The 22,275-nt window shown below is 47.1% G+C and carries 20 protein-coding genes; 13 read left to right on the forward strand and 7 right to left on the reverse strand.

Annotation, left to right across the window (positions count from 1 at the left end):
- Positions 1-31: 31 nt before the first annotated feature.
- On the forward strand, positions 32-541 hold the full coding sequence (locus MUN34_RS01335; protein WP_247856691.1) for a hypothetical protein: 510 nt from the start codon (positions 32-34) through the stop codon (positions 539-541).
- 32 nt (positions 542-573) lie between these two features.
- Here MUN34_RS01335 and MUN34_RS01340 read toward each other — a convergent pair whose 3' ends face one another.
- The gene (locus MUN34_RS01340) at positions 574-1,182 is read right to left on the reverse strand and encodes a YktB family protein (protein ID WP_247856692.1); all 609 of its coding nucleotides are present in this window, start codon (positions 1,180-1,182) and stop codon (positions 574-576) included.
- Positions 1,183-1,311: 129 nt separating this feature from the next.
- Here MUN34_RS01340 and MUN34_RS01345 point away from each other — a divergent pair, with 129 nt between their 5' ends.
- On the forward strand, positions 1,312-3,009 hold the full coding sequence (locus tag MUN34_RS01345; RefSeq protein ID WP_247856693.1) for a GGDEF domain-containing protein: 1,698 nt from the start codon (positions 1,312-1,314) through the stop codon (positions 3,007-3,009).
- A 211-nt stretch (positions 3,010-3,220) separates the two neighbouring features.
- Here the strand turns inward: MUN34_RS01345 and MUN34_RS01350 are convergent, their stop codons facing one another.
- From MUN34_RS01350 to MUN34_RS01365, 4 genes are all read right to left on the reverse strand, one after another.
- Positions 3,221-3,871, reverse strand: coding sequence for a homing endonuclease associated repeat-containing protein (locus tag MUN34_RS01350; RefSeq protein ID WP_247856694.1), 651 nt, complete (start codon positions 3,869-3,871; stop codon positions 3,221-3,223).
- Between the two features lie 269 nt (positions 3,872-4,140).
- A complete protein-coding gene (locus MUN34_RS01355) occupies positions 4,141-5,790 on the reverse strand; it encodes a peptide ABC transporter substrate-binding protein (RefSeq protein WP_247856695.1) in 1,650 nt (549 codons plus the stop codon).
- Positions 5,791-6,117: 327 nt separating this feature from the next.
- Positions 6,118-6,567 (reverse strand): thioredoxin-dependent thiol peroxidase, encoded by a 450-nt coding sequence (gene bcp / locus MUN34_RS01360; protein WP_247856696.1) that lies wholly within the window; start codon positions 6,565-6,567, stop codon positions 6,118-6,120.
- Between the two features lie 12 nt (positions 6,568-6,579).
- Positions 6,580-7,422 (reverse strand): hypothetical protein, encoded by an 843-nt coding sequence (locus tag MUN34_RS01365; RefSeq protein WP_247856697.1) that lies wholly within the window; start codon positions 7,420-7,422, stop codon positions 6,580-6,582.
- Positions 7,423-7,535: 113 nt separating this feature from the next.
- Here MUN34_RS01365 and MUN34_RS01370 point away from each other — a divergent pair, with 113 nt between their 5' ends.
- The 11 genes from MUN34_RS01370 to MUN34_RS01420 all read left to right on the forward strand — a co-directional run bounded on the left by MUN34_RS01370 (position 7,536) and on the right by MUN34_RS01420 (position 19,508).
- The gene (locus MUN34_RS01370; RefSeq protein WP_247856698.1) at positions 7,536-7,823 is read left to right on the forward strand and encodes a HesB/YadR/YfhF family protein; all 288 of its coding nucleotides are present in this window, start codon (positions 7,536-7,538) and stop codon (positions 7,821-7,823) included.
- 127 nt (positions 7,824-7,950) lie between these two features.
- A complete protein-coding gene (gene pruA / locus MUN34_RS01375; protein WP_114595027.1) occupies positions 7,951-9,495 on the forward strand; it encodes an L-glutamate gamma-semialdehyde dehydrogenase in 1,545 nt (514 codons plus the stop codon).
- A gap of 72 nt (positions 9,496-9,567) precedes the next feature.
- Entirely contained in the window at positions 9,568-11,079 is a 1,512-nt protein-coding gene (gene putP / locus MUN34_RS01380; RefSeq protein ID WP_282104268.1) for a sodium/proline symporter PutP, read from the forward strand.
- A gap of 153 nt (positions 11,080-11,232) precedes the next feature.
- Positions 11,233-12,453 (forward strand): Nramp family divalent metal transporter, encoded by a 1,221-nt coding sequence (locus tag MUN34_RS01385; protein ID WP_247856699.1) that lies wholly within the window; start codon positions 11,233-11,235, stop codon positions 12,451-12,453.
- A gap of 201 nt (positions 12,454-12,654) precedes the next feature.
- Positions 12,655-12,945 (forward strand): Asp-tRNA(Asn)/Glu-tRNA(Gln) amidotransferase subunit GatC, encoded by a 291-nt coding sequence (gatC, locus tag MUN34_RS01390; RefSeq protein ID WP_026827487.1) that lies wholly within the window; start codon positions 12,655-12,657, stop codon positions 12,943-12,945.
- A 16-nt stretch (positions 12,946-12,961) separates the two neighbouring features.
- The gene (gene gatA / locus MUN34_RS01395; protein WP_026827488.1) at positions 12,962-14,404 is read left to right on the forward strand and encodes an Asp-tRNA(Asn)/Glu-tRNA(Gln) amidotransferase subunit GatA; all 1,443 of its coding nucleotides are present in this window, start codon (positions 12,962-12,964) and stop codon (positions 14,402-14,404) included.
- Positions 14,405-14,417: 13 nt separating this feature from the next.
- On the forward strand, positions 14,418-15,851 hold the full coding sequence (gene gatB, locus MUN34_RS01400) for an Asp-tRNA(Asn)/Glu-tRNA(Gln) amidotransferase subunit GatB (protein WP_026827489.1): 1,434 nt from the start codon (positions 14,418-14,420) through the stop codon (positions 15,849-15,851).
- 146 nt (positions 15,852-15,997) lie between these two features.
- Positions 15,998-16,966, forward strand: coding sequence for a diacylglycerol kinase (locus tag MUN34_RS01405; RefSeq protein ID WP_012371373.1), 969 nt, complete (start codon positions 15,998-16,000; stop codon positions 16,964-16,966).
- 29 nt (positions 16,967-16,995) lie between these two features.
- Complete coding sequence (rlmD, locus tag MUN34_RS01410) at positions 16,996-18,360, forward strand: 23S rRNA (uracil(1939)-C(5))-methyltransferase RlmD (protein WP_247856700.1); 1,365 nt, start codon at positions 16,996-16,998, stop codon at positions 18,358-18,360.
- 178 nt (positions 18,361-18,538) lie between these two features.
- Positions 18,539-19,183 (forward strand): hypothetical protein, encoded by a 645-nt coding sequence (locus tag MUN34_RS01415; RefSeq protein WP_247856701.1) that lies wholly within the window; start codon positions 18,539-18,541, stop codon positions 19,181-19,183.
- A 16-nt stretch (positions 19,184-19,199) separates the two neighbouring features.
- On the forward strand, positions 19,200-19,508 hold the full coding sequence (locus tag MUN34_RS01420) for a hypothetical protein (RefSeq protein ID WP_247856702.1): 309 nt from the start codon (positions 19,200-19,202) through the stop codon (positions 19,506-19,508).
- 274 nt (positions 19,509-19,782) lie between these two features.
- Here MUN34_RS01420 and MUN34_RS01425 read toward each other — a convergent pair whose 3' ends face one another.
- Both MUN34_RS01425 and MUN34_RS01430 read right to left on the reverse strand, forming a co-directional pair.
- Positions 19,783-20,964: a CDP-glycerol glycerophosphotransferase family protein gene (locus tag MUN34_RS01425; protein WP_247856703.1), complete on the reverse strand. Its 1,182-nt coding sequence runs from the start codon at positions 20,962-20,964 to the stop codon at positions 19,783-19,785.
- 21 nt (positions 20,965-20,985) lie between these two features.
- On the reverse strand, positions 20,986-22,140 hold the full coding sequence (locus MUN34_RS01430) for a helix-turn-helix domain-containing protein (protein ID WP_247856704.1): 1,155 nt from the start codon (positions 22,138-22,140) through the stop codon (positions 20,986-20,988).
- Between the last annotated feature and the right edge of the window lie 135 nt (positions 22,141-22,275).

The following is a 22,275-nucleotide window of genomic DNA, read 5'->3' on the forward strand; positions in this document are numbered from 1 at the left end:
TTTATCAAAGCATTTCAAGGGGGAGCACATCATGAAACAAATTTTTGGACTTATCTTAACTGCTGCACTTACCATGAGCCTCGTCTCTGGTCCTTCATATAACCAATCTGTCGAGGCGGCGAAGCCGACGGATATCGATTGGCTGAAACAGGTCAAGACGACTGCGGCAACAGCTAAATCGATTGATGGAAAAGTCACATTGGAAAAAACAACATTGGCGCAAGTACATACTGCGTACAAAGGGGAAAAGAATTCAACATGGTGCCAAAGCGGTAAAGGATTGGTCACACCAAACAAAGCCGTTCATTATTGCTCAACATTCGGTGTGCCTGATCGCAAAGCGAAAGTTTCGGCTATCGTGTACAGCCCTAAAATGATTGACCGGACGATTACAGTCAAAGAAGTCAAAAAAGCGTACTCGACTGCGAAGCTCGATAAAACGTTTAACTTGATGACCGTTTCGACAAAAGAGGTCAACATTTATCTAAATTTAAATTCTGACCGTACACAAGTCATGTCAATTCTAGTAAAATATAACTAACGAACAAAGGATGACCTTCTAGGCCATCCTTTTTATTTAATCTTTTTATAGATTGGGACGAGTTGTTCGTAGGTATTTCGAATCATCTGGACTAGGTCATCATGTGACATCGCACTGACTTGGTCTGCCGAGATATGGCGACCCACTAAAAACTCTGCCTTTTTTACATCCCGGAAGCGAACAAGGCCTGGCTCGAGCGTCATCTCATCAATCGGCTGTGCGTCCTTTTTCATATGGTCATAGGAAATGACGAAGTCAGACGGGAGCGCATGCAGGAGTTGTTGCTGTTCCAACAACTTAGTAGCGTACTGTGATTTGTTCGGAAGCTCATAAATGTAGGCTAACCAGATGAATAAGTGGTCATCGAACAGACCGACTTGAAAATGAGGATGTTTTTTATACCCTCTTTTGTTAGGGGAAAAGGCCATCCACGTATCATTGGGTGGGTTTACTTTCCGACGTGCATGTTGTGCAATATGCACGTACATATCTTCCGCAAGATGAACGGTTAAATCCGGAGCAACGTCTTGGCCGATCTGTCTGAAGACGGGCTGTATCCGTTCCCGAATCGCCTCCATCCGTTGTTCCAGTCCATCGATTTGAAACGCATTGAATGCTTCTTCTGTAAATTGATTAGTCACTGAATGATCACCTCTACTGTCAGTGTATCAAATTAGCACGTTAAGAATAGACTTCCATGCTCAGGTAAGGAATAATAAAATTATGTTTTCCATTTATATACAAAAATGTTTTGGGAAGGGGAAGTCAACGTGCGTCGCTTTCAACAATATCTCCTTCGAAGCTGGATTGTCTTTTTTCTTGTGGTCATTGGGATAGACTTACTGGCGAAATCAAGAGACTACAGTCCTAGCATCGATTTTTTTACATTCATGCTGGTTGTGGTCTTGGCTACGATTTTTGTCATTGATCCGGTTCGCAGAAGACATATGAGTTTTACCTTTCATTTTGGATTCGTTCTTTTTACTTTTTTAACATATGGCTTATTATCAGCCGTCTGTGTCGGTCAATTAACGATGTTGATTTATCAATTACGGACTGTTCACACGGCAATCGGACGGAGACGTATGCTACATAATTATCCGTTTAACGTCACGCTCGAATTATTACTGATCTTGCCGGCTGGCCTTGCCTACAATGCGTTAGGCGGAACACACGGGCAAGACTTCACCTTGATTCAGAATGTGGGACCGTTGCTCGTCATGGTCGTGATTTTATGGTGCGTCTTATTGTTCCAATACAAATTATCGAATTTTTTACTTGGTGAAAATATCCCGAGCAGTGTCATGTTACCGTTATTACGTTTTGAGGCGGTTGTCATCGCGGCGGAGTTACTGTTTGGTGTTTTCAGTACATTGATGGTGCAAAACAACGGAAACAGTGGTCTGGTCATGACAGCATTTGCCCTCTTCATCATCAAACGTTCGCTTGGCAGTTCCGTTCATGCCAGTGACCGAATCGAACACTGGGAACAAATTGAACGTTTAAAAGAAGCAGCCTGGAAAGACGGCGACGCCCAGTTCATCATCGAACGGTATCTCCGGCAATTAAATCATTTTGTTCGTCCTGATATTGCTTGGATCAAGTTTGACTTCAGTGATGGTCATTCCGTGTACTATTCGTTGAAGGATGGACGGAAATTAAAGGCCGATCATGTCCGGGGGATTGTCATTGAAGAAATCATCGAAGACAAAGAAGAAGTCCTGCTGTATGGGATGCAACAGGAATGGGATATCCGTCTCTACGATTGTGTTCCGGAAGAAACCCAGTCCATTTTGTTCATCCAGCCGGAAGCGACAGAGAAAATCAACTGTTCCTTATTCTTGGCATCCGAGGCAAGCGGTGAGTTTACAAAAGATTTTGGCTACGAGCTGTACCGGGCCTTACGTGTCCTTTCTTGGGCGGTCGAACGGGCTCAGGAGCGTGAACGCCTCTTGACGGACAGCCGGACCGATGCGATGACGAAATTGCCGAACTACCGTGCCTTACAGGAGTGGGGCGACCGCCGGATCAGACAACGGGATCTATATCCGTTCTCAGCCTTGATGATTGATTTGGATCATTTCAAGCAGATCAATGATACGTATGGGCATGAGGTAGGGGACGTCGTATTATTCGAAGTCGCCAAACTGTTAATGCAGGCGACACGGATTACGGATCTCGTCGCCCGGTATGGCGGCGAAGAATTTGTCGTCTTGTTACCGAATACGGATCTAGAATCGGCGCAAATCGTGGCGGAACGGATTCGCGAGACGTTACACGCCAATCCGATTCAGGTGGAAGAAAGTGCGTTAAGTATCACGGCGAGTATCGGTGTCGATACGTTAAACGAACTGGGGGATTTGGCGAGTCTGATCCGTAATGCCGACCGGGCGATGTATGTCGGTGCCAAGTTCCAAGGGCGCGATCGTGTCGCATCGTATCAAGAATGGAAAGAACGTGTTGTTTAACTTTCACTACAGGAACCGTTGACGCTCTGTCAACGGTTTTTTTGACGTCCTTGCGTCATTGTAAAGCGTGTTCGATGGATTCTAAATGCCGCAGGGGAGGTAAAGCGGAGAAACGTGTGTGAGACGTCATATCATGTAAAAAACCTCATTCTACAGGAGAAGGAGGTTTGGAATAAATGAATTCTGTTTAAGAAAAAAGATGAAGGCAGGATTATTGAGCTTGTTGGTTGCTGATACGGATTTCACTTTCGATGGCATGAATGGCAGCGGACCAAGAACCATAACGGTGTAACAATGCTTTTGTAGATGGTTTGTTGTTTCGTTTCGCCCATTCACGGTACGCTTCAAATGAGAGCGAAAAACCGACTTCTTCGATGGCTTGGCGGAGTGAAGCGGCAAGTTCCGCTTTGGAATACGTGACGCTGGCTTCTAATCCGGCAGCGGTACACGCATCATGCCAAGATCCGAACATCTTCACGATATGATAATGACTCGGCGCATGATGAACCGATTTTCGCCAGATCTGATATTTTTTTAAAGTGATGGTCGATCCGACATCCTTAGCATACCGGTGAAACGATTTCAGGATTTCATCTTTCGTATATTTCGGCGCACGCTCGAGTTCTTCCGGTTGTTGATCGATGTGCCATTCATAACCGGCTGCTGATAAAGCTTCCGGCCAAGATCCGAACTGACGAATGATGCTCTCTGGTTGTGGCCAACCATGTTCGATGGCATAGCGACGATAAATCGTCCGGCGGGGACGATCTTGAATGAGCTCGCCTAATGCCTGGATGGCTTGAATCATTTCCAGTTGTTCTTCCGTCCATGTCTGCTGACTCGTAAGTACACGTTGTTTCAAGGGTGAGTCCTCCTTCCTAGTGAATCGTAATAGTTGAGGCAAAAGTCCTCTGTATAGAATATATCGGCACTTTTCCATTAATTATGAATAATTACCGTGAAATATTGTAAATAAAGTGAAAATCATTCTTCTGCTAAGTATAAATGGAAGTAATTCAAATGAAAACAGAATGTTACCAATTTTTAATGAACAGGATAAAAACAGTACATTTGTCTCATATGGAAAAAAAGACCAGACTCGCATGGGGCGAGACTGGTCTTAAGTCATGCTTATTTTCCTTCGATGTACGTCCACTTGAACGAAGTATCCGCACCGACTTTGTGGTTGACGATTCCTTTGACGTAAGGTTTACGTAAGAGGGAAGCACCGCGTTGGTACATGACTGAGATAGCTTGGTCGTCTTCAAGTAAGACTTTCTCCGCATCTTTCAGTGACTGCCAACGTTTTGCAGCATCTGTTTCTTTCATCGCCGACTTGATGAGTGAATCGTACTTGTCGCTTGAGTACTTACCACGGTTGTACGGCCCATCAGTCATCCACATATCGAGGAATGTCATTGGATCCTGGTAGTCAGGGCCCCATCCGGCGAATGAAAGTTCGAACTGACCTTTAGACTCAAGGTCCAATTTGTTTTTGAACGGTTGCTGTTTGATTGTAACTTCAAGACCTGGAAGGTTTTTCTCCCACTCGCCTTTGAGGTACTCAGAGATTTTCTTCGAGTTGTCGTCATCGTATGAAAGAAGCTCAAGCTTGACGGATTTCTTACCGATATCCTTGAGACCTTTTTCGAATGAAGATTTAGCTGACGAAGCATCGAATGATCCGAAACCTTCGTTGCCGTCACGGAAATCTTTTCCGTCCGGACCTTTAGCGAATTCTTTTGGTACATAGTAGTAAGCAGGGATCGATCCGTTGTTTAAGAGGACTTTCGCCATCTGTTCTTTGTCGTACCCGGAATCGATTGCTTTGCGGATGTCTTTATTTTTGAGCAGTTCGTTCTTGAAGTTCATTTGGATATAGTACATTGAAGCGTCAAGACGTGTATCGAAATCTTCACTGTCTTTGTATTGATCAACGAATTCACTTGTCAGACCGACTGTATCGATGTCGCCTTTTTCATAGAGGTTGACGGCAGTCGATGTTTCTTTAACGACTTTGTAGTTCACTTCTTCCAGTTTGACCGTATCGGCATCCCAGTACTGATCGTTTTTCTTGTAGCTCCAGCCGACCTCTGTTTTCCAGTCCGTCAGTTGGAACGGTCCGTTGTAGAGGAAGTTCTCCGGATTCGTCGCGAAGTCTTTTCCTTTTTCTTCGACGAATTCCTGTTTCAGCGGCATGAATGAACCGAAGCCAGTCAACGCTTTGAAGTACTCGGCAGGTTGTGTCAGTTTGACTTCGAGTGTTTTGTCGTCAACCGCTTTGACACCAACGTCAGCCGGTTTTCCTTTTCCTGTGTTGTAGGCTTCAGCACCATCGATGATATACATGATGTACGCATATTGCGATCCGCTTTTCGGATCAAGGACACGTTTCCAAGCATATTCGAAGTCTTTTGCCGTGACGTCACTGCCGTCCGACCATTTCGAATCACGCAGTTTGAATGTGTATGTAAGACCATCTTCAGAGACGTCTACACTTTCCGCAACACCAGGTGTCGGCTCTTGTTTCTCATCGAGACGGAAGAGACCTTCCTGCACGTTGTTTAAGACTGTGAATGAAACCGAGTCCGTTGCAACGGTCGGGCTGAGTGCCGGGATGTCTGAACCGCTTGTCAGGTTGAGGACCTGTTTGTCCGACGCCTTTTTCGTGTCTTTCGAACCTGAAGTATCTTTTGAATCATCTGTCGATGTACAAGCAGCGAGGCTTGATCCGGCGATGGCTAGCGCACCAACGAGTGCAAGTGTTTTTTTCGTCTTCATAATAATAAGTTCCCTCCCAAGAATGAATATATATGATTGAAAAATGAGTACCGATCAGAATAGCGATCCGGTGTCCTATTAAAAAAATAAGAGGGGTCATCGCCTTTTATTTTGTTGAAGGAAAGCACCGGATCAACTTGTTACCAATAATAAATACAATATTCAGAAAAATCAATAGCTTATTTTCAGATTATTTCAAATTGATTAAAATTTCGTGTAATATCAACGTTTTTTTTGTAAAAATAATTTTTGGAGAGGATAATATTGGGAGGTAAAAATGATTCCAAAATTAAAACACGCTCATTAAAATGGCGTGTTTTAACTCGGTCAATTCGATTGTTCGAGGAAAGAAAGTGCTTCTGAGACGTGATCTTTGACTTTAACGGAGCGCCATTCCTGAATCAATTCACCGGATTCATTGATTAAAAAAGTGGAACGGACGATTCCATAATATTCCTTTCCGTAATTCTTCTTCAGTTGCCAGACACCGTATTGTTCACAGACGGCATGATCGACATCAGACAATAAGTCGAATGGAAGTTCGTATTTTGATATAAAATTCTGGTGACGCTTTTGACTGTCAGCCGAAATGCCGAGAATGACCGTGTTCTTTGCAGCGAATGCTGCGGAAGCATCACGGAAATCACAGGCCTCCGTCGTACAACCGGGTGTCGAGTCTTTCGGATAAAAGTAGACAATAACTTTTTTCCCACGGAAATCACTTAATGAGATCATGTCTCCCTGCGCATTCGGGAGTGTAAAATCGAGTGTGCTCATGAATAATCCTCCTCAACCGAGTTCCATATTTAACTGGTCGGCATATTTTTCAAGTTTCTTTTGTAAACTTTCCTTTAACGGGTCGAGAGCAATCAAATATTTTTCGAAGTCCGTCCCGGCTTTCGCCGTCTTCAGCAACAAGGCTTGTTCTTCACGGTACCAGTCGGCATAATCTTCATAATAATGGACAAGCGTTTCTGGGTTGCCTTTGTTACCAAGAGCAGGACCGTAAATCATTAAGATATTACTGTTCATTTCGAGTGCCATGTAATCGGTCTGGGCATTGACGCGTGTAAAGACCTCATCTTGCTCGTCTTCTTTTGTATTACCGACCGCTTCCGCCGCTTTGGCGTTGACCCCATATTCATCGGCATTAAAGGACTCAAACAGCGAGGCAAGCGTCGTAAAGACTTCGGGATTGAATTTCGTCGGGACGATGACGACTTTCCATTCTCCGTCCTGTTTTAGGAACAGTTTTGAAGCGCGGTTCGGTAAAGGAGACCCGTCTTCATCGTTGAACTCGTGAATGATGTAGGCGACGTCACCTTTCTGAAAACTTTTGACGACTTTACCCGGTTTGATTTTTAAATTTTTGGCACCGAGCGTCGCGGCCCGTAATAACTTTTTATCACCTGTATATTCAATCGAGGCAATTGCCTCAGCATCAGCCGTACCTGATTGACCAATTGTCTTTTGATACGTTGCATAAACATCGAGGACATCTTGACTTGCCTGTTTTGTTTGTTTCGTTTCCGTTGACTTCGGGGATTCAGTATCAGTAGACGGAGCAGAATCGTTTCCACATCCGACGAGGATGATACTCGTTGACGCGAGTACCGTCAATAATCGTTTCATATTCCAGTTCCTCCTATATGAACAACATCAATACTTTGTGTCTTCACCATACAGGAAATTCGCTTTTTTGAGTAGGGAATAGGTACACTATCATAAAGGAGAGTGGGTTCAAGATGAAAATTCACGTAACAGACGAGGCATTACAATACTTCAAAGAAGAGATGGAAGCAAAGGAAGGCGATACCATCCGATTTTTCGCTAAATACGGCGGATCAACCGATTTAACGCAAGGTTTCTCAGTCGGAGTCCACATGGAGACCGTCGACCGGGCAGCGGTTGAAGAAACCGTCGACGGGATTCATTTCGTCGTTTCCGATCAAGATGACTGGCTGTTCCAGGGGCAGGATGTCGAAGTATCCGTCAAAAACGAAGAAATTGTCTTTTCACAGGCGAAGCAATAAGCAGGACATGAAGGGGACCGAATCGGTCTTCTTCATTTTTTTGTCTAGAATAATTGTAAGCGGCGACATGCTTCTGTACAATGGAGAATGTAAGCGATTAAAAGCAAGTATAAAAGGGGGAATAGAGATGATTCCGTACAAACACGAACCATTCACGGACTTCTCACAGGAAGCAAACAAGAAAGCGTTCGAAGAGGCGCTTGAACTTGTATCGAAAGAGCTTGGGAAAGATTATCCACTCGTCATCGGGGGAGAACGTGTGACGACAGAGGACAAAATCGTTTCTGTCAATCCGGCAAACAAAGAAGAAATCGTCGGACGCGTTTCGAAAGCGACACAAGCACACGCTGAAGATGCAATGCAAGCTGCCGTCAAAGCATTTGAAACGTGGAAATTCGTCAATCCGAGTGTTCGTGCGGACGTCTTATTCAAAGCAGCGAACATCATCCGCAAACGTAAACATGAATTCTCGGCTTATCTCGTCAAAGAAGCAGGTAAACCATGGAACGAAGCGGATGCGGATACAGCAGAAGCAATCGATTTCCTCGAATACTATGCGCGTCAGATGCTCGTCTTAAAAGAAGGTAAAAAAGTCGAGAGCCGTCCGGGTGAATACAACCGGTACGACTACATTCCACTCGGTGTCGGTGTCATCATCTCACCATGGAACTTCCCGCTTGCCATCATGGCAGGAACAGCGGTTGCTGCGATCGTGGCAGGTAACCCGATCCTCTTGAAACCAGCATCGACGACACCGGTTGTTGCTGCTAAATTCGTCGAAGTCATGGAACAGGCGGGTCTTCCGGCCGGCGTCTTGAACTTCATTCCGGGACCAGGCGCGGAAGTCGGCGATTACCTCGTCGATCACCCGAAAACGCGTTTCATCAGCTTCACGGGTTCACGAGATGTCGGACTCCGCATCAACGAACGCGCTTCGAAATTGAACGACGGTCAAATCTGGCTCAAACGCGTCATCGCGGAAATGGGCGGAAAAGATACGATGGTCATCGACGAGTCGGCTGATCTTGACTATGCGGCAGACATGATTACAAAAGCGGCATTTGGTTTCTCGGGACAAAAATGTTCTGCTTGTTCACGTGTCGTCGCACTTGATTCGGTTTATGACGAATTGCTCGCGAAAGTCGTCGAAAACACGAACAAACTCAGTATCGGTAACCCGGTCGACGTGACGAACAACGTTGGACCTGTCATCGATGCAGCAGCTTTCAAGAAAATCACATCGTACTTCGATGTCGCAAAACAAGAAGGCCGGATTGCAGCGGGTGGTACAGCGGATGATTCGACAGGATACTTCGTATCGCCGACAATCGTCGCTGACGTTCAACCGACTGATCGTTTGATGCAGGAAGAAATCTTCGGACCGGTCGTCGCTTTCACGAAAGCAAAAGACTTCAAAGAAGCGATTGATATCGCAAACAACACGGAGTACGGTTTGACGGGTGCGGTCATCACTCAAGATCGTACGAACCAGGAATACGCACGTGCGAACTTCCATGTCGGTAACCTATACTTCAACCGTGGTTGCACAGGCGCAATCGTTGGGTACCAGCCGTTTGGCGGATTCAACATGTCAGGGACGGATTCAAAAGCAGGCGGACCGGATTACTTGACTTTACACCTTCAAGCAAAAACTACTTCTGAAATGTTCTAAAATGATGTTTAATAGATGAAACGGGTATGCGACCTGCATACCCGTTTTTCTTTAGAAAAGGGGGAGCACGAGATGAACGGAATGTGGTTCGCAATTTTGTTGTATCTGGGTTTGATGGTCACACTAGGCGTCGTCGCGTATTATCGGACAAAAAACATGAACGATTATATGCTGGGAGGACGAACAATCGGACCTGTCGTCACAGCGCTCTCAGCCGGAGCGAGTGATATGAGTGGATGGTTATTGATGGGATTACCAGGCGCCATGTTTGCAACTGGTCTGTCCAGTGGATGGATTGTCATCGGGTTACTGCTCGGTGCGTATGCCAACTGGTTGCTCGTTGCACCACGTTTACGTGCGTATACGGCACATGCCGGGGATGCGATTACGATTCCCGACTACTTTGAAAAACGGTTCCATGATAAAAGTGGTGTCCTGCGTACAGTTTCAGCTGGAGTTATCTTAATATTCTTTATAATGTACGCTTCAAGTGGTTTTGTTGCCGGCGGTCGTTTGTTTGAATCCGTCTTCGGGCTTGAATATACAACCGGCTTATGGATTTTGGCAGGTGTCGTCATTGCGTATGTCTTCCTGGGCGGGTTCCTCGCAGTCAGTTGGACGGATGTCGTTCAAGGAATGATCATGGTCATCGCCTTGCTGATCGTTCCAGCCGTGACGCTTGCGCTCAGCGGTGGGATCAATGAGACGCTTGAGACAATCCGTTCGACGGATGGTTCGAAACTCGAGTTGTTCAAAGGGCAGACTGTGATTGGTATCGTTTCCTTGCTTGCTTGGGGTCTCGGTTACTTTGGTCAGCCGCACATCATCGTCCGTTTTATGGCGATTCGAAACCTGCATGAAATGAAATCGGCTCGTCGGGTCGGAATGATCTGGATGACGTTTTCGATTGTCGGAGCCATGGTAACGGGATTATTCGGATACGCCTATTTCACACAACAAGGCGGAACACTCGATAATCCGGAGAACGTCTTCATTCAACTGTCACGTGATCTGTTCCCGGGTTTCATCACGGGATTATTACTCGCGGCATTACTCGCGGCGATCATGTCGACGATCTCGACGCAACTGCTCGTCTCGTCGAGTGCTGCAACCAATGACTTCTATCAGCGTTTCCTGAAACGGAATGCGTCAGATAAAGAGTTGATGGTCATGGGACGGATTATGGTTCTCGTCGTCGCACTGCTTGCGATTGCCCTATCATTTGGTGCTCAGAAATCCATCTTGACGCTGGTTGGATATGCATGGGCCGGATTCGGTGCTGCGTTTGGACCAGTCGTCTTATTCAGCCTGTTATGGCGCCGGATGAACAAACATGGTGCACTTGCCTCGATGATTACGGGATCGGTTGTCGTCATCGCCTGGATTTTAGTGAAAATCTATGTCAAAGATCTTCCGTTTTACATCTCGGAGATGTATGAAATGATTCCTGCGTTCATCGCGTCTACCATTGCACTCGTTGTCGGCAGTCTCTTGACGAAAGCACCAAGTCAAGCGATGTATGATGAGTTTGATGAGGTGCAGGCTCAACTCAAAGGGGCGGAACAACAACGGAAAGTCGTGTAATGATTACGAAAAGAGTGTCTGGTGCCTCGTGCACCGGGCATTCTTTTTTTATATAGAAGAAACTAAGTTAGTAAACATATCTTTACATAAAACATATATGTTGCCTATGTGCAAAAAAAGCGTATACTAACAACTAAAGAGAGGTGAGGCAAAGTGGTAAGTCAACCGATCGTTCCAGTGGAGCGTTTGAAAAAAAGACACTATATCGGACCGGCGTTCGTGGCTGCCGTCGCTTACCTCGACCCGGGGAATTTCGCGACGAACATGACAGCAGGAGCACAGTACGGATTTTTATTGCTGTGGGTAATTGTCGCCGCGAACCTGATGGCCGTCATGATTCAGACGCTGTCAGCGAAACTGGGGTTGATCAGTAATACGAGTCTGGCAGAAGTGATTCGAGATGAGTTATCACCGGTCATGAGGATCATTTACTGGGCACAGGCCGAACTCGTTGCCATGGCAACAGATTTGGCTGAATTTGTCGGAGCTGCACTCGGCTTTAATCTGTTGTTCGGCATCGATTTAAAAATTGCAGCACTGTTGACGGCACTAGCTTCGTTCGTCATCCTCGGATTCGAACGGAAAGGGTTACGGCATTTTGAAGCCGTCATCGGAGCATTAGTCCTTGTCATCGCCCTGGCATTTGCAATTCAGGTCATCGAAGTTAAACCGGTCCTGCGGGATGTCGCCGGGGGATTGATTCCCGGATTTTCCGGAACGTCGAGTATTGTCCTGGCAGCGGGGATGCTCGGGGCAACAGTCATGCCGCATGCGATTTACCTCCATTCCGATTTAACGAAACGCCGGATGGGAAACATTGCTGATAAAAAAGGTTTGTTACGGATTCAGAAAATGGACATTTGGGCGGCGATGCTGATTGCGGGAGCGGTCAATGCCGCGATGCTTGTCATTGCCGCGACAGTTTTCTTCGGGACGAGCCAACAGGCCGAGACGCTGGAAAGTATTTTTCATGGACTCGGGACGTCTCTCGGGGGCGCAGCACCTTATCTGTTTGGCGGAGCGCTGTTGATTTCCGGACTGGCTTCATCGAGTGTCGGCACGATGTCCGGGGATGCCATCATGCGCGGTTTCCTGAAGATGGAGATTCCGATCTTCCTCAGACGCAGTATCACGATGTTACCGGCGATTATCTTGCTGTTATCCGGATTTGATCCGACACGTGCCTTAATTTGGAGCCAGGTCGCATTATCGTTCGGGATTCCGTTTGCCTTGATCCCGTTAATTCGTGCGACATCAAGTGAACGGATCATGGGCAAATATAAAAACCGGACGCTGACGAAAGGTGTCGCTTGGACGATCGTCAGTATCGTCATCGTCTTCAACATCTATTTGTTAGTTGATCTTTTATTTTGAATAATCAGATTTCTTGTTTTGCTTATCGGTAGCCCGGGTAATTCATTACTAGAAGCTTTCTGCCCGGAAGCTTTGCTACCCCTATAAGGACGATGGTGCGGACCTCCCCCCGATGCACCATCGTCTTTTTTGTCTGGACAAAAAGTGCTATGATTAGAAATAGTGTAAAATATATTGAAAAAGTTCCGGAGGTGGAATCAGATGGCAAAGATTAATGAAGAACAAGTCCGCCATGTGGCGCATTTAGCACGTCTCGCCGTAACAGATGAAGAAGTCCAACAATTTACCGTTCAACTTGAGAAGATTCTCGGGTTTGCTGAACAATTAAATGAGCTCGATACGACAGGCGTCGAACCGACGACACACGTCCTCGATCTCAAAAACGTCTTGCGTAAAGACGAAGTACGTCCGTCGCTTCCGCGCACGGAAGTAGAACGACTCTCACCTGATTGGGAAGACGGACAAGTCCGTGTCCCGGCAGTATTCGAATAAGGAGGAGACCACCGATATGTCACTTTTTGAACATGGTGTAAAGAACTTACACACACTCGTCAAAGACGGAGAAGTCAAAGTATCCGAGCTTGTCCAGGAATCGTTTGACCGGATTGACCGCGTTGACGGAAACATCGGCGCATTTTTATCATTAAACGAAGATGCTTTCGAACAAGCAAAACGGATGGACGAGATTGCAAAGCACGAAGCGAACCCATTATTCGGGTTACCGATTGGTGTCAAAGACAACATCGTCACGAAAGGGATGACGACGACGTGTGGTTCGAAGTTCCTCGAAAACTTCGTTCCGGCGCATGATGCGACGGTCGTCGAGCGTCTGCATGAAGCAGGAGCCATTACAATCGGGAAACTCAACATGGACGAGTTCGCGATGGGCTCATCAAACGAAAACTCGGCCTACAAGCCGGTTCGTAACCCGTGGAACACAAAACACGTACCGGGCGGTTCGTCAGGCGGATCAGCAGCAGCTGTCGCGGCAGGCGAAGTCTTGTTCAGTCTTGGTTCTGATACGGGTGGTTCGATCCGTCAACCGGCTGCTTACTGTGGTGTCGTCGGCTTAAAACCGACATACGGTCTCGTCTCGCGTTACGGTCTCGTTGCCTTCGCCTCATCACTTGACCAAATCGGTCCATTGACACGGACGGTCGAAGACAATGCGTACTTATTGAGTGCGATTGCCGGACATTGTGACATGGATTCGACGTCAGCGAACGTCAACCCGACGGATTACACACAAGCACTGACAGGGGATATCAAAGGACTGAAGATTGCCGTTCCGAAAGAGTATTTCGGCGAAGGAATCAGTGAAGGTGTTAAGGAAAATATCCGTGCCGCAATCAAGAAACTTGAATCGCTTGGTGCGACGGTCGACGAAGTGTCGCTCCCGAACTCGAAATATGCGCTCGCGACGTATTATTTGCTCGCTTCTTCAGAAGCATCATCGAACTTGGCACGTTTCGACGGAATCCGTTATGGTGTCCGCGCGGAAGCTGATGCACTCGAAGATGTCTTCAAGTATTCGCGCGCTCAAGGTTTCGGTGACGAAGTCAAACGCCGGATCATGCTTGGCACGTATGCCCTCAGCTCAGGCTATTACGATGCCTACTATAAAAAAGCACAACAAGCACGGACGTTGATTAAACAAGACTTTGACCAGGTCCTTGCCAACTACGATGTCATCATCGGACCAACTGCACCGACTCCAGCCTTTGAACTCGGGGCACAGAACGATGATCCGGTCACGATGTATGCGAACGATATCCTGACGATTCCAATCAACTTGGCAGGTGTCCCGGCGATTTCGGTTCCAGCCGGTCTCGTCGACGGATTGCCTGTCGGTCTGCAAATCATCGGAAAACACTTTGACGAGGCGACGATTTATCGTGCTGCGCATGCATTCGAGCTTGCGACCGGTGGATTCGCGCTTCCGAAGTTATAAAGGAGAATGCCTTATGAACTTTGAAACGGTCATCGGTATTGAGGTCCATGCCGAATTAAATACAAATACGAAGATGTTTTGCGGCTGTGCCCGGGAATACGGAGCGGAAACGAATACGAAGACGTGCCCGATCTGTCTCGGACATCCTGGTGTCCTGCCGAAAATTAATGAAAAAGCAGTCGAACTCGCCGTTCGTGCTGCCATGGCCTTGAACTGTCAGGTTGCCGATCAAACGAAATTCGACCGGAAAAACTATTTTTATCCGGATACACCAAAAGCGTATCAAATTTCGCAGTTTGATCAGCCGATCGGTTTTGACGGCTACATCGATGCGGAGGTCGACGGCGAAACAAAACGTTTCCGGATTGAACGCGTTCACCTTGAAGAAGATGCCGGGAAGATGAACCACACCGGTGCTAATCATTCGGTCGTCGACTTCAACCGGACAGGTGCCCCGTTGATTGAGATCGTCAGTGAAGCCGACATGCGTTCAGCAAAAGAAGCCGTCGCCTACCTCGAACGTCTCAAAGAAGTCTTACAGTATGCGGGTGTCTCGGACGTCAAGATGGAAGAAGGATCGTTACGGTGCGACTGTAACATCTCCGTTCGTCCATACGGCCAAGAGAAGTTCGGAACAAAAACCGAGCTGAAGAACTTGAACTCGTTCGGAAACGTCTTAAAAGGTCTGGAATACGAAGAAGACCGTCACCGTAAGTTGTTGTTATCCGGCGGTGTCATGCGTCAGGAAACACTTCGTTTTGACGAAACGAAAAAACAAACGGTCTTGATGCGGGTTAAAGAAGGAGCATCTGATTACCGCTACTTCCCGGAACCGGATCTCGTTAAGTTGGTTCTTGATCATGACTGGAAAGAAGCAATCCGTGCCGGTATCCCGGAATTACCGGATGCCCGCCGTGTGCGCTACCAGGAAGCGCTTGGTCTGTCCGCCTATGACGCAAAACAATTGACTGTCACACGTGAGATGGCCGAATACTTCGAAGCGACGATTGCAGCCGGTGCTGAACCGAAAGCCGCTGCCAACTGGACAGTCGGGGAAGTCCAAGGTCACTTGAACAAATCGACGGAAACGTTTGACACGATCAAGTTGACACCAGCCCGTCTCGCGGAAATGATCGAATTGATTGCCGGCGGCACGATTTCATCAAAAATCGCGAAACAAGTCTTCACGGCCGTCATCGAGCAAGGCGTCGAGCCGCGTGCTTACGTCGAAGAACAAGGACTTGCCCAAATCTCGGACGAAGGACTCCTTCGCGGACTGGTTGTCGAGATGTTTGAAGCAAATCCGGCGGTTGTCGAAGAACTCGTCAACGGCCGTGACCGGAAAAAAGGTTTCGTTATCGGTCAAATCATGAAAAAGACAAAAGGAATGGCGAATCCGGCATTGCTTGATCAACTGTTCTACGAAGAACTCGAAAAATTAAAATAAGTTCTGTTGAAGCACTGATTTCCTCTCTTAAATCAAGAGAAGGAAGCAGTGCTTCTTTTTTTGCCTTTGTAATGTGCCAGAACTTCATGTAAAATAAAACAGTTATGTATCAAATGGATCGGTTGAGTAAAAAAGGAGAAAATCTTATGAGACCTAGAGCGCGAGTGATTTATAACCCGACTTCCGGGAAAGAGATGGTAAAGCGTAATCTGCCGTATATCTTGGACCGGCTGGAAGCAGCGGGTTATGAGACTTCCGTCTATTCGACGAAAGCGGTCGGTGACGCGACATATGAAGCAGCACGGGCCTGTGAAGCCGAATTTGACCTTGTCGTTGCTGCAGGTGGAGATGGTACGTTAAACGAAGTGATCAGTGGCATGGCCTCGTATCCGGTTCGTCCGAAACTGGGTGTCTTACCGGTCGGAACGACCAATGACTTCGGTCGGGCGATGCGGATTCCTTTGACGATTGAGGGTGCGATGGATGTCATCTGTACCGGGTACACGATGCCCGTCGACATCGGGAAGATCGAAGGGACGACAGGTACCCACTACTTCATCAACATCGCAGGTGGTGGCATCATGACGGAACTCTCGTACGAAGTTCCATCAAAACTGAAGACGGCACTCGGACAGTTGGCGTATTACGTCAAAGGGATGGAAAAACTCCCGCAAATCCGTCCGACCTATGTCGAGCTCGAACACGAACGCGGGATTTTTAAAGGCGAAGTCATGTTATTTTTGACTTCGAACACCAATTCTGTAGGCGGTTTTGAAAAACTTTCACCGAATGCTTCCCTCAATGATGGACGCTTTGATTTATTCATTTTGAAAAAATGTAATCTCGTTGAGTTAATCCGTGTCATGCGGTTGGCGTTAAAGGGAGACCACTTCTCGGATCCATGTATTGAACATGTGACGACGTCGTTTGTCCGGATGCGAAATACATCCGAGATGAGCTTGAACATCGATGGCGAGTTTGGCGGAATTTGTGAAGGGGAGATGACGAATCTTCAATCACATTTCGACGTCATGACGCCGAAGTTCCGGATCGACGAGATGGAAACGATCAACTTACAGCTACAGGCACAAGAACAAGAAACGAATCTCGCGTAAGACGCGGGATTTTCTAGGAGGAAAATAATATGATCCCAGTACAAAAAAACGATGAGCAAGTCGTCGATATCGTCGACTTGACGCACGACGGTTCAGGGGTTGCCCGGATTGACGGCTACACCGTCTTCATTCCCGGTGCCTTGCCGACGGAACAAGTCAAAATCAGAATTACGAAAACGACGAAATCATACGGCTTCGGACGGATTATCCGTCAAAAAACGAAGAGTGTCGATCGTGTCGAGCCGCCTTGCCCAGTCTACAACCAGTGCGGCGGTTGCCAACTGCAGCATCTCTCGTATGACGCGGAACTGAAATTCAAACATAACCGTGTCCGTGATGCGTTCGCGCGTCTTGCCGGTCTTGAGATTCCGATCCACGAAACGATGGGTATGGAAGATCCATGGGGTTACCGCAACAAGGCACAAGTGCCGGTCGCGTTCCAATCCAACAAGTTAATGGCCGGTTTTTATCAAAAACGCAGTCACCGGATCATCGACATGGATTACTGTCTGATCCAAAATAAAGAGAATGATGATGCAATTCAAGCCGTCCGGAAAGTACTGGCTGACCTGAAGGTTCCGGCTTACGATGAAAAGAAAAACAGCGGTGTCATCCGTCACATCATGGCACGCCACGGTTACCACACAAACGAATTGATGATCGTCCTCGTGACGAAGGTCAAACAATTGCGCGGTGCTGATAAAATCGTCGAAGGCATCTTAAAAGCTGTCCCGAACGTCACATCGATCCAGCAAAACATCAATCCGGATGAGACGAATGTCATCTTAGGAAAACGTAACATCGTCTTACACGGACCATCTGTCATCCGCGATCAAATTGCCGGATTGACGTATGAAATTTCACCGCATTCATTCTTCCAGGTCAATCCGTTACAAACGGAAAAACTGTACGGAAAAGCGCTGGAATACGCTCAGTTAACTGGCGATGAAATCGTCGTTGATGCGTATTGCGGTATCGGTTCGATCTCATTATCGCTCGCGCAACAGGCGAAACACGTCTACGGTATCGAAATGGTCCCACAAGCGATTGACGACGCACGCCGGAATGCAAAAGCAAATGGTATCGACAACGTATCGTTTGAGTACGGAACTGCAGAAACCGTCATGCCGGCACTCGTTAAAGGCGGCATCAAGCCTGACGTCATCGTCGTTGACCCGCCGCGTAAAGGCTGTGACGAAGAATTCCTCCGTGCTGCTGCTGAAGTCGCACCGAAGCGGATCGTCTACGTCTCTTGTAACGCTTCGACACAAGCGCGTGACGCGAAGCTTTTGGCTGAACTCGGCTACAAGCTGATGGAAGTCACACCGGTCGATATGTTCCCACACACGACACACGTCGAGAGCGTTGCTTTGTTCGTGCGTGAAGAAAACTAATCAATCTAACCTTGAGACTCCATCGATGAAACGGAAATTTCGTTTCATCGATGGAGTCTTTTTTTGTCTGAATTAGAGACTATTAAGTGAAAGCCGGACGAAACATTTCATTTTAAAAATGTGATAAAATGTAAATATAAATTTATATATTCCATTTTGAAGGGGAGAATGGTCAAGTATGGCTCATCAGAACGTTCAAGCATTTGGTACTTTTGTAAAAGTCGGGGACCGGATTCATCGGAACGAAACGTATCTGCAATGGGGAGAAGGGACTAACTCACTTGGCGCCTGCCTGTTGCTGAATCCGGGATCCGCAAAATTAACAAAAGATCTAGACATAGTTCTTCATGCGACTGGACGAGCGACTGGACCCATCCACGCAAATGATCCAACTATGAAACAGCTGATCCGGATCGTTGAACAGATTCATACGGATCAACAACCCTTATCCGGAAGATTCCATTTGTATAACTTGTTTCAACTTCGTCACGGGAAAAATGTCGAGTCGATTAAATATTTCGAAGAATTATCCCGACTTGAAATGTACGATTCGAGTGACTCCTTTGCGTCTGTTGAAGAATTAAAGACACATCCCTGGTTGCTTCTCGGTTGGGGTGTCGAAAACCGGAAATCATGGTTTTATCTCAATCAAGCGAAACAAGAGTGGATGAGAAGAATCAAAGCATCAGGGGTTCCTTTCTTCGGAAAAGAAAAACAGGGAACGGCAGACTACTATCATCCGTCTCCTCAAAAGGTAGCAGATCGAAATGTTCGCTTTGGAGAACTTGTCGAGTTGCATCAAACCAAATTTCGTGGGAATTGAAACGGAGGACGATCATTTGACGGGAACATGGGAAGAAATACTGGTACTACGCTTTGAAGGTGGACGTGTCACCTTGATGGGACAGAAACAACCGGACGGACAATGGGTATTCCTAAAAGAAACAAACGAATCCGCATTTTTTGACGAAGAAGATGAAGATAATCTGAACGCCCTTCTTCAGACGAAGTCGCCTGTCGTTCATAGTTGGGAAGAAGCGACAAAGTTACTGGGAAAAGATTGGGAGAGAAAAAGACCTGCTTATGTTCATCCGGAATTTGAAGAGCTGGTGCCAAAGCAATCGCTCCGACGACGACCAAGAAGATGAACTAACTTAATCGGGTTTTTCTTAAAGTGATATACAAAAAACCGGAATGACTTTCTTCTTCTTGTATAGAAAAAGAAAGTCATTCCGGTTTTTTAGTGATGCCGCAAAATAAAAATGCGTATGCAAAAGAGCAGGAAAGACGAAGACTCCTGCGGGAAAAGCGAAACCGGTGAGACCCCGGAAGACGCGTATGCGTCGAGGAGGCTCGCCGTTCGCCCGAGGAAAGCGAAGTCTTTCCTGCGAATCAATGCAGATAAGGAAGCTTTATTTAATGTTATCTAAACAACGCATCAACAACCCGTTGACTGGATTTCCCGTCATCCAGGCTGCAAAAGCGTTCCTGGAACGCTGCGTATTTATCTTCGTACTGTTTGGATTGTGTTTCGATGTTTTCAATATAGTCGATGACCTGGTCACTTTCTTTTAACAGAGGACCGGGAACGACCGCTTCAAAATCAAAATAGAATCCCCGGAGGACGGAAGCATACTTCTCTAAATCATACGTAAAGAATAACATCGGACGGTTCAAGTGAGCATAATCGAAGAAGACGGACGAGTAATCCGTAATCAACAGATCACTGATCAGATACAGCTCCGCGATATCACCGTAAGCGGACACGTCGTATGCAAAACCGTCAAACGCTGTCAAATCAAGGTGTTCAGCAATCAAGTAGTGCATACGCAACAGAACGATATGGTCGTCACTCAAACGGGCTTGCATCTGTTCCAAATCCAGCTTGAGATTGAAACGGTATTGTCCCTTTGTCACGAATTCGTCGTCACGCCAAGTCGGTGCATATAAGATGACTTTTTTGTCAGGCAGCAATTGTAACGACTGCTTGATCTGTTCGGCTTGTTGCTGGCGGTCAGGTGCATACAACAGGTCATTTCGCGGATAACCGGTTTCAAGAAGCAGTCCCCGAAAATCAAAGGCCCGTTTGAAGATGGCGCTGGAATAGAGGTTGGGTGAAAGCAGATAGGTCCATTCCCGGGCCTGGGCAGAAAAGTTCTTTTTATACTGTTCGGTATTCGTACCCGGCATATGGACCTCGTCCATGTCGAGTCCCAGCCGTTTTAAAGGAGTGCCGTGCCAGGTCTGTAAATAAATCGTTTCCCGTCGTTTTTTTAAGCTGAGCGGCTGACGCGTATTGAAAATCCAGTACTGCGCCCGGGCCATCAGGTAATAGTATTTCGGGCTATTCCGCAATACCCAGTTCGGACAAGCTGCCTTGACTGCAGCAGTCGGTTCTTTGGCAAAAATCCAGACGAGTTCAAGTTCCGGATGCTGTTTTTGGAGCGTCAGGTAAAGCGCCTTCGGATTATCGGAATAACCGCGTCCTAAAAAACTTTCAAACAGGACAAGGTTTGGTTGAACCGGAAGCTTTTGAAACAGCCGATAGAGAAGTAATCCTTTGTGGATTTTCTTTCGGCGGATCTTCGTAAGTAGCTGTGTCATGTCATACTCCTTTAAAAAAGATTAAAAATGATGTTGTCTGTAATGAGTCGGCGTCTCGCCCGTCGTCTGTTTGAACGCTTGACTGAAATGGCTTTGACTCGAGAAATGTAACTTGTTCGAGATGGTCAGCAAGGAATCATCCGTCGAACGCAACAGACGTTTCGCTTCACGGATCCGTTCACGAATGACGTAGCGTGCAAGCGGAAGTCCCGTCTCTTCCTTGAACAGGACGGATAAATAATTTGACGAAACGTGAATCGCCTGGCTGATTGATGAGACCGACAACGGATCATAAAGATGTTGCTGGATGTAACGGATTGCGGCAAGTACATGCGGCGAATGGCGTAACTCCTGAATCTGTTTGACGGCTTCTGCAAAACTGACGGTAATCCGGACGTGACGGTTTCGCAGTTCGGAAATACTGGTTGCTGCCTCAATCGATTCAATCATCCGGTCACTGAGCATAAAGGCCTCATCCGGTTCTAGTCCGCCGTTAATGGCAGCCCGTGCGCTCAACAACACCGTGCCGAGCAGCAGATTTTTTTCAGCCCGCAATGGTTGATGACGTGCGAGTGATCCAAATTCGCCGTAAGCGGGTAGGGAATAAGTCGTCGCCAGGCGTTCGCTTTGTCCGGAAGAAATCCATTCGATGATCTGTTGCTCCCGCTCCCAGGCCTTGATGTAGGCGGTCGTTGCCGTATGCGGGGAAACATCGGCTATCAATGGAATTTCCTGATCCTCGCTTTCCGATTCGGTCCGGATGTCCCGTTTGGCGAGTTGCTGACCGGTCAATAGACGGTGGACTAAATGAGCACAGTCAATCAATCGGTTTTCCGTCGTCCGGGTCAACGCTTTATAAAATTGATGGAAGGTTTCATCCTGAATGTGCGCACGGAACAGGGCCGACTGGAGTAAGACCGGACCAATCCGGTACTGGCCTTGTTCCTCGACAGGAATAAACAGGTAAGCTGTGCCATCTTTTAAGGTATACAGGAGCGGTGTCTGATCCGGTTCCGGCCATTCCTGTTCAATCGATAAACGGCTCGGATGCGAAGGGGCAGCAGGACTGATGTCCAGTTCCTCACCGGTCAGGGACTGGTACGAAACAAAAAAACCAGTTGTCCCGTAAAGACTCTCTGCGATTTGAGTCAAATCTGCTTTTGATAAGGGCGACACTGGAATTCCTCCGTTCTTTGGAAACGTGTTGTTTTCAGTTTACGTCGTGTTTGGGTGATTGTATAGCAAGAATCAACTGGACACCGGGACATTCAAAAAATCAAAAGACATCAACGGCCCAAGTGCTCAGGCGGT

Source organism: Exiguobacterium sp. 17-1 (assembly GCF_023096305.1).
In the GTDB taxonomy this organism is placed as follows: Bacteria; Bacillota; Bacilli; order Exiguobacteriales; family Exiguobacteriaceae; genus Exiguobacterium_A; species Exiguobacterium_A sibiricum_A.

Coding starts and splice junctions, on each gene's coding strand:
- MUN34_RS01370 (WP_247856698.1), top strand. CDS start 7,536: ATGAAAATTCACGTAACAGACGAGGCATTACAATACTTCAAAGAAGAG.
- gatC (WP_026827487.1), top strand. CDS start 12,655: ATGGCAAAGATTAATGAAGAACAAGTCCGCCATGTGGCGCATTTAGCA.
- MUN34_RS01365 (WP_247856697.1), bottom strand. CDS start 7,422: ATGAAACGATTATTGACGGTACTCGCGTCAACGAGTATCATCCTCGTC.
- bcp (WP_247856696.1), bottom strand. CDS start 6,567: ATGAGCACACTCGATTTTACACTCCCGAATGCGCAGGGAGACATGATC.
- MUN34_RS01335 (WP_247856691.1), top strand. CDS start 32: ATGAAACAAATTTTTGGACTTATCTTAACTGCTGCACTTACCATGAGC.
- MUN34_RS01355 (WP_247856695.1), bottom strand. CDS start 5,790: ATGAAGACGAAAAAAACACTTGCACTCGTTGGTGCGCTAGCCATCGCC.
- gatA (WP_026827488.1), top strand. CDS start 12,962: ATGTCACTTTTTGAACATGGTGTAAAGAACTTACACACACTCGTCAAA.
- rlmD (WP_247856700.1), top strand. CDS start 16,996: ATGATCCCAGTACAAAAAAACGATGAGCAAGTCGTCGATATCGTCGAC.
- putP (WP_282104268.1), top strand. CDS start 9,568: ATGAACGGAATGTGGTTCGCAATTTTGTTGTATCTGGGTTTGATGGTC.
- pruA (WP_114595027.1), top strand. CDS start 7,951: ATGATTCCGTACAAACACGAACCATTCACGGACTTCTCACAGGAAGCA.
- MUN34_RS01415 (WP_247856701.1), top strand. CDS start 18,539: ATGGCTCATCAGAACGTTCAAGCATTTGGTACTTTTGTAAAAGTCGGG.
- MUN34_RS01405 (WP_012371373.1), top strand. CDS start 15,998: ATGAGACCTAGAGCGCGAGTGATTTATAACCCGACTTCCGGGAAAGAG.
- gatB (WP_026827489.1), top strand. CDS start 14,418: ATGAACTTTGAAACGGTCATCGGTATTGAGGTCCATGCCGAATTAAAT.
- MUN34_RS01425 (WP_247856703.1), bottom strand. CDS start 20,964: ATGACACAGCTACTTACGAAGATCCGCCGAAAGAAAATCCACAAAGGA.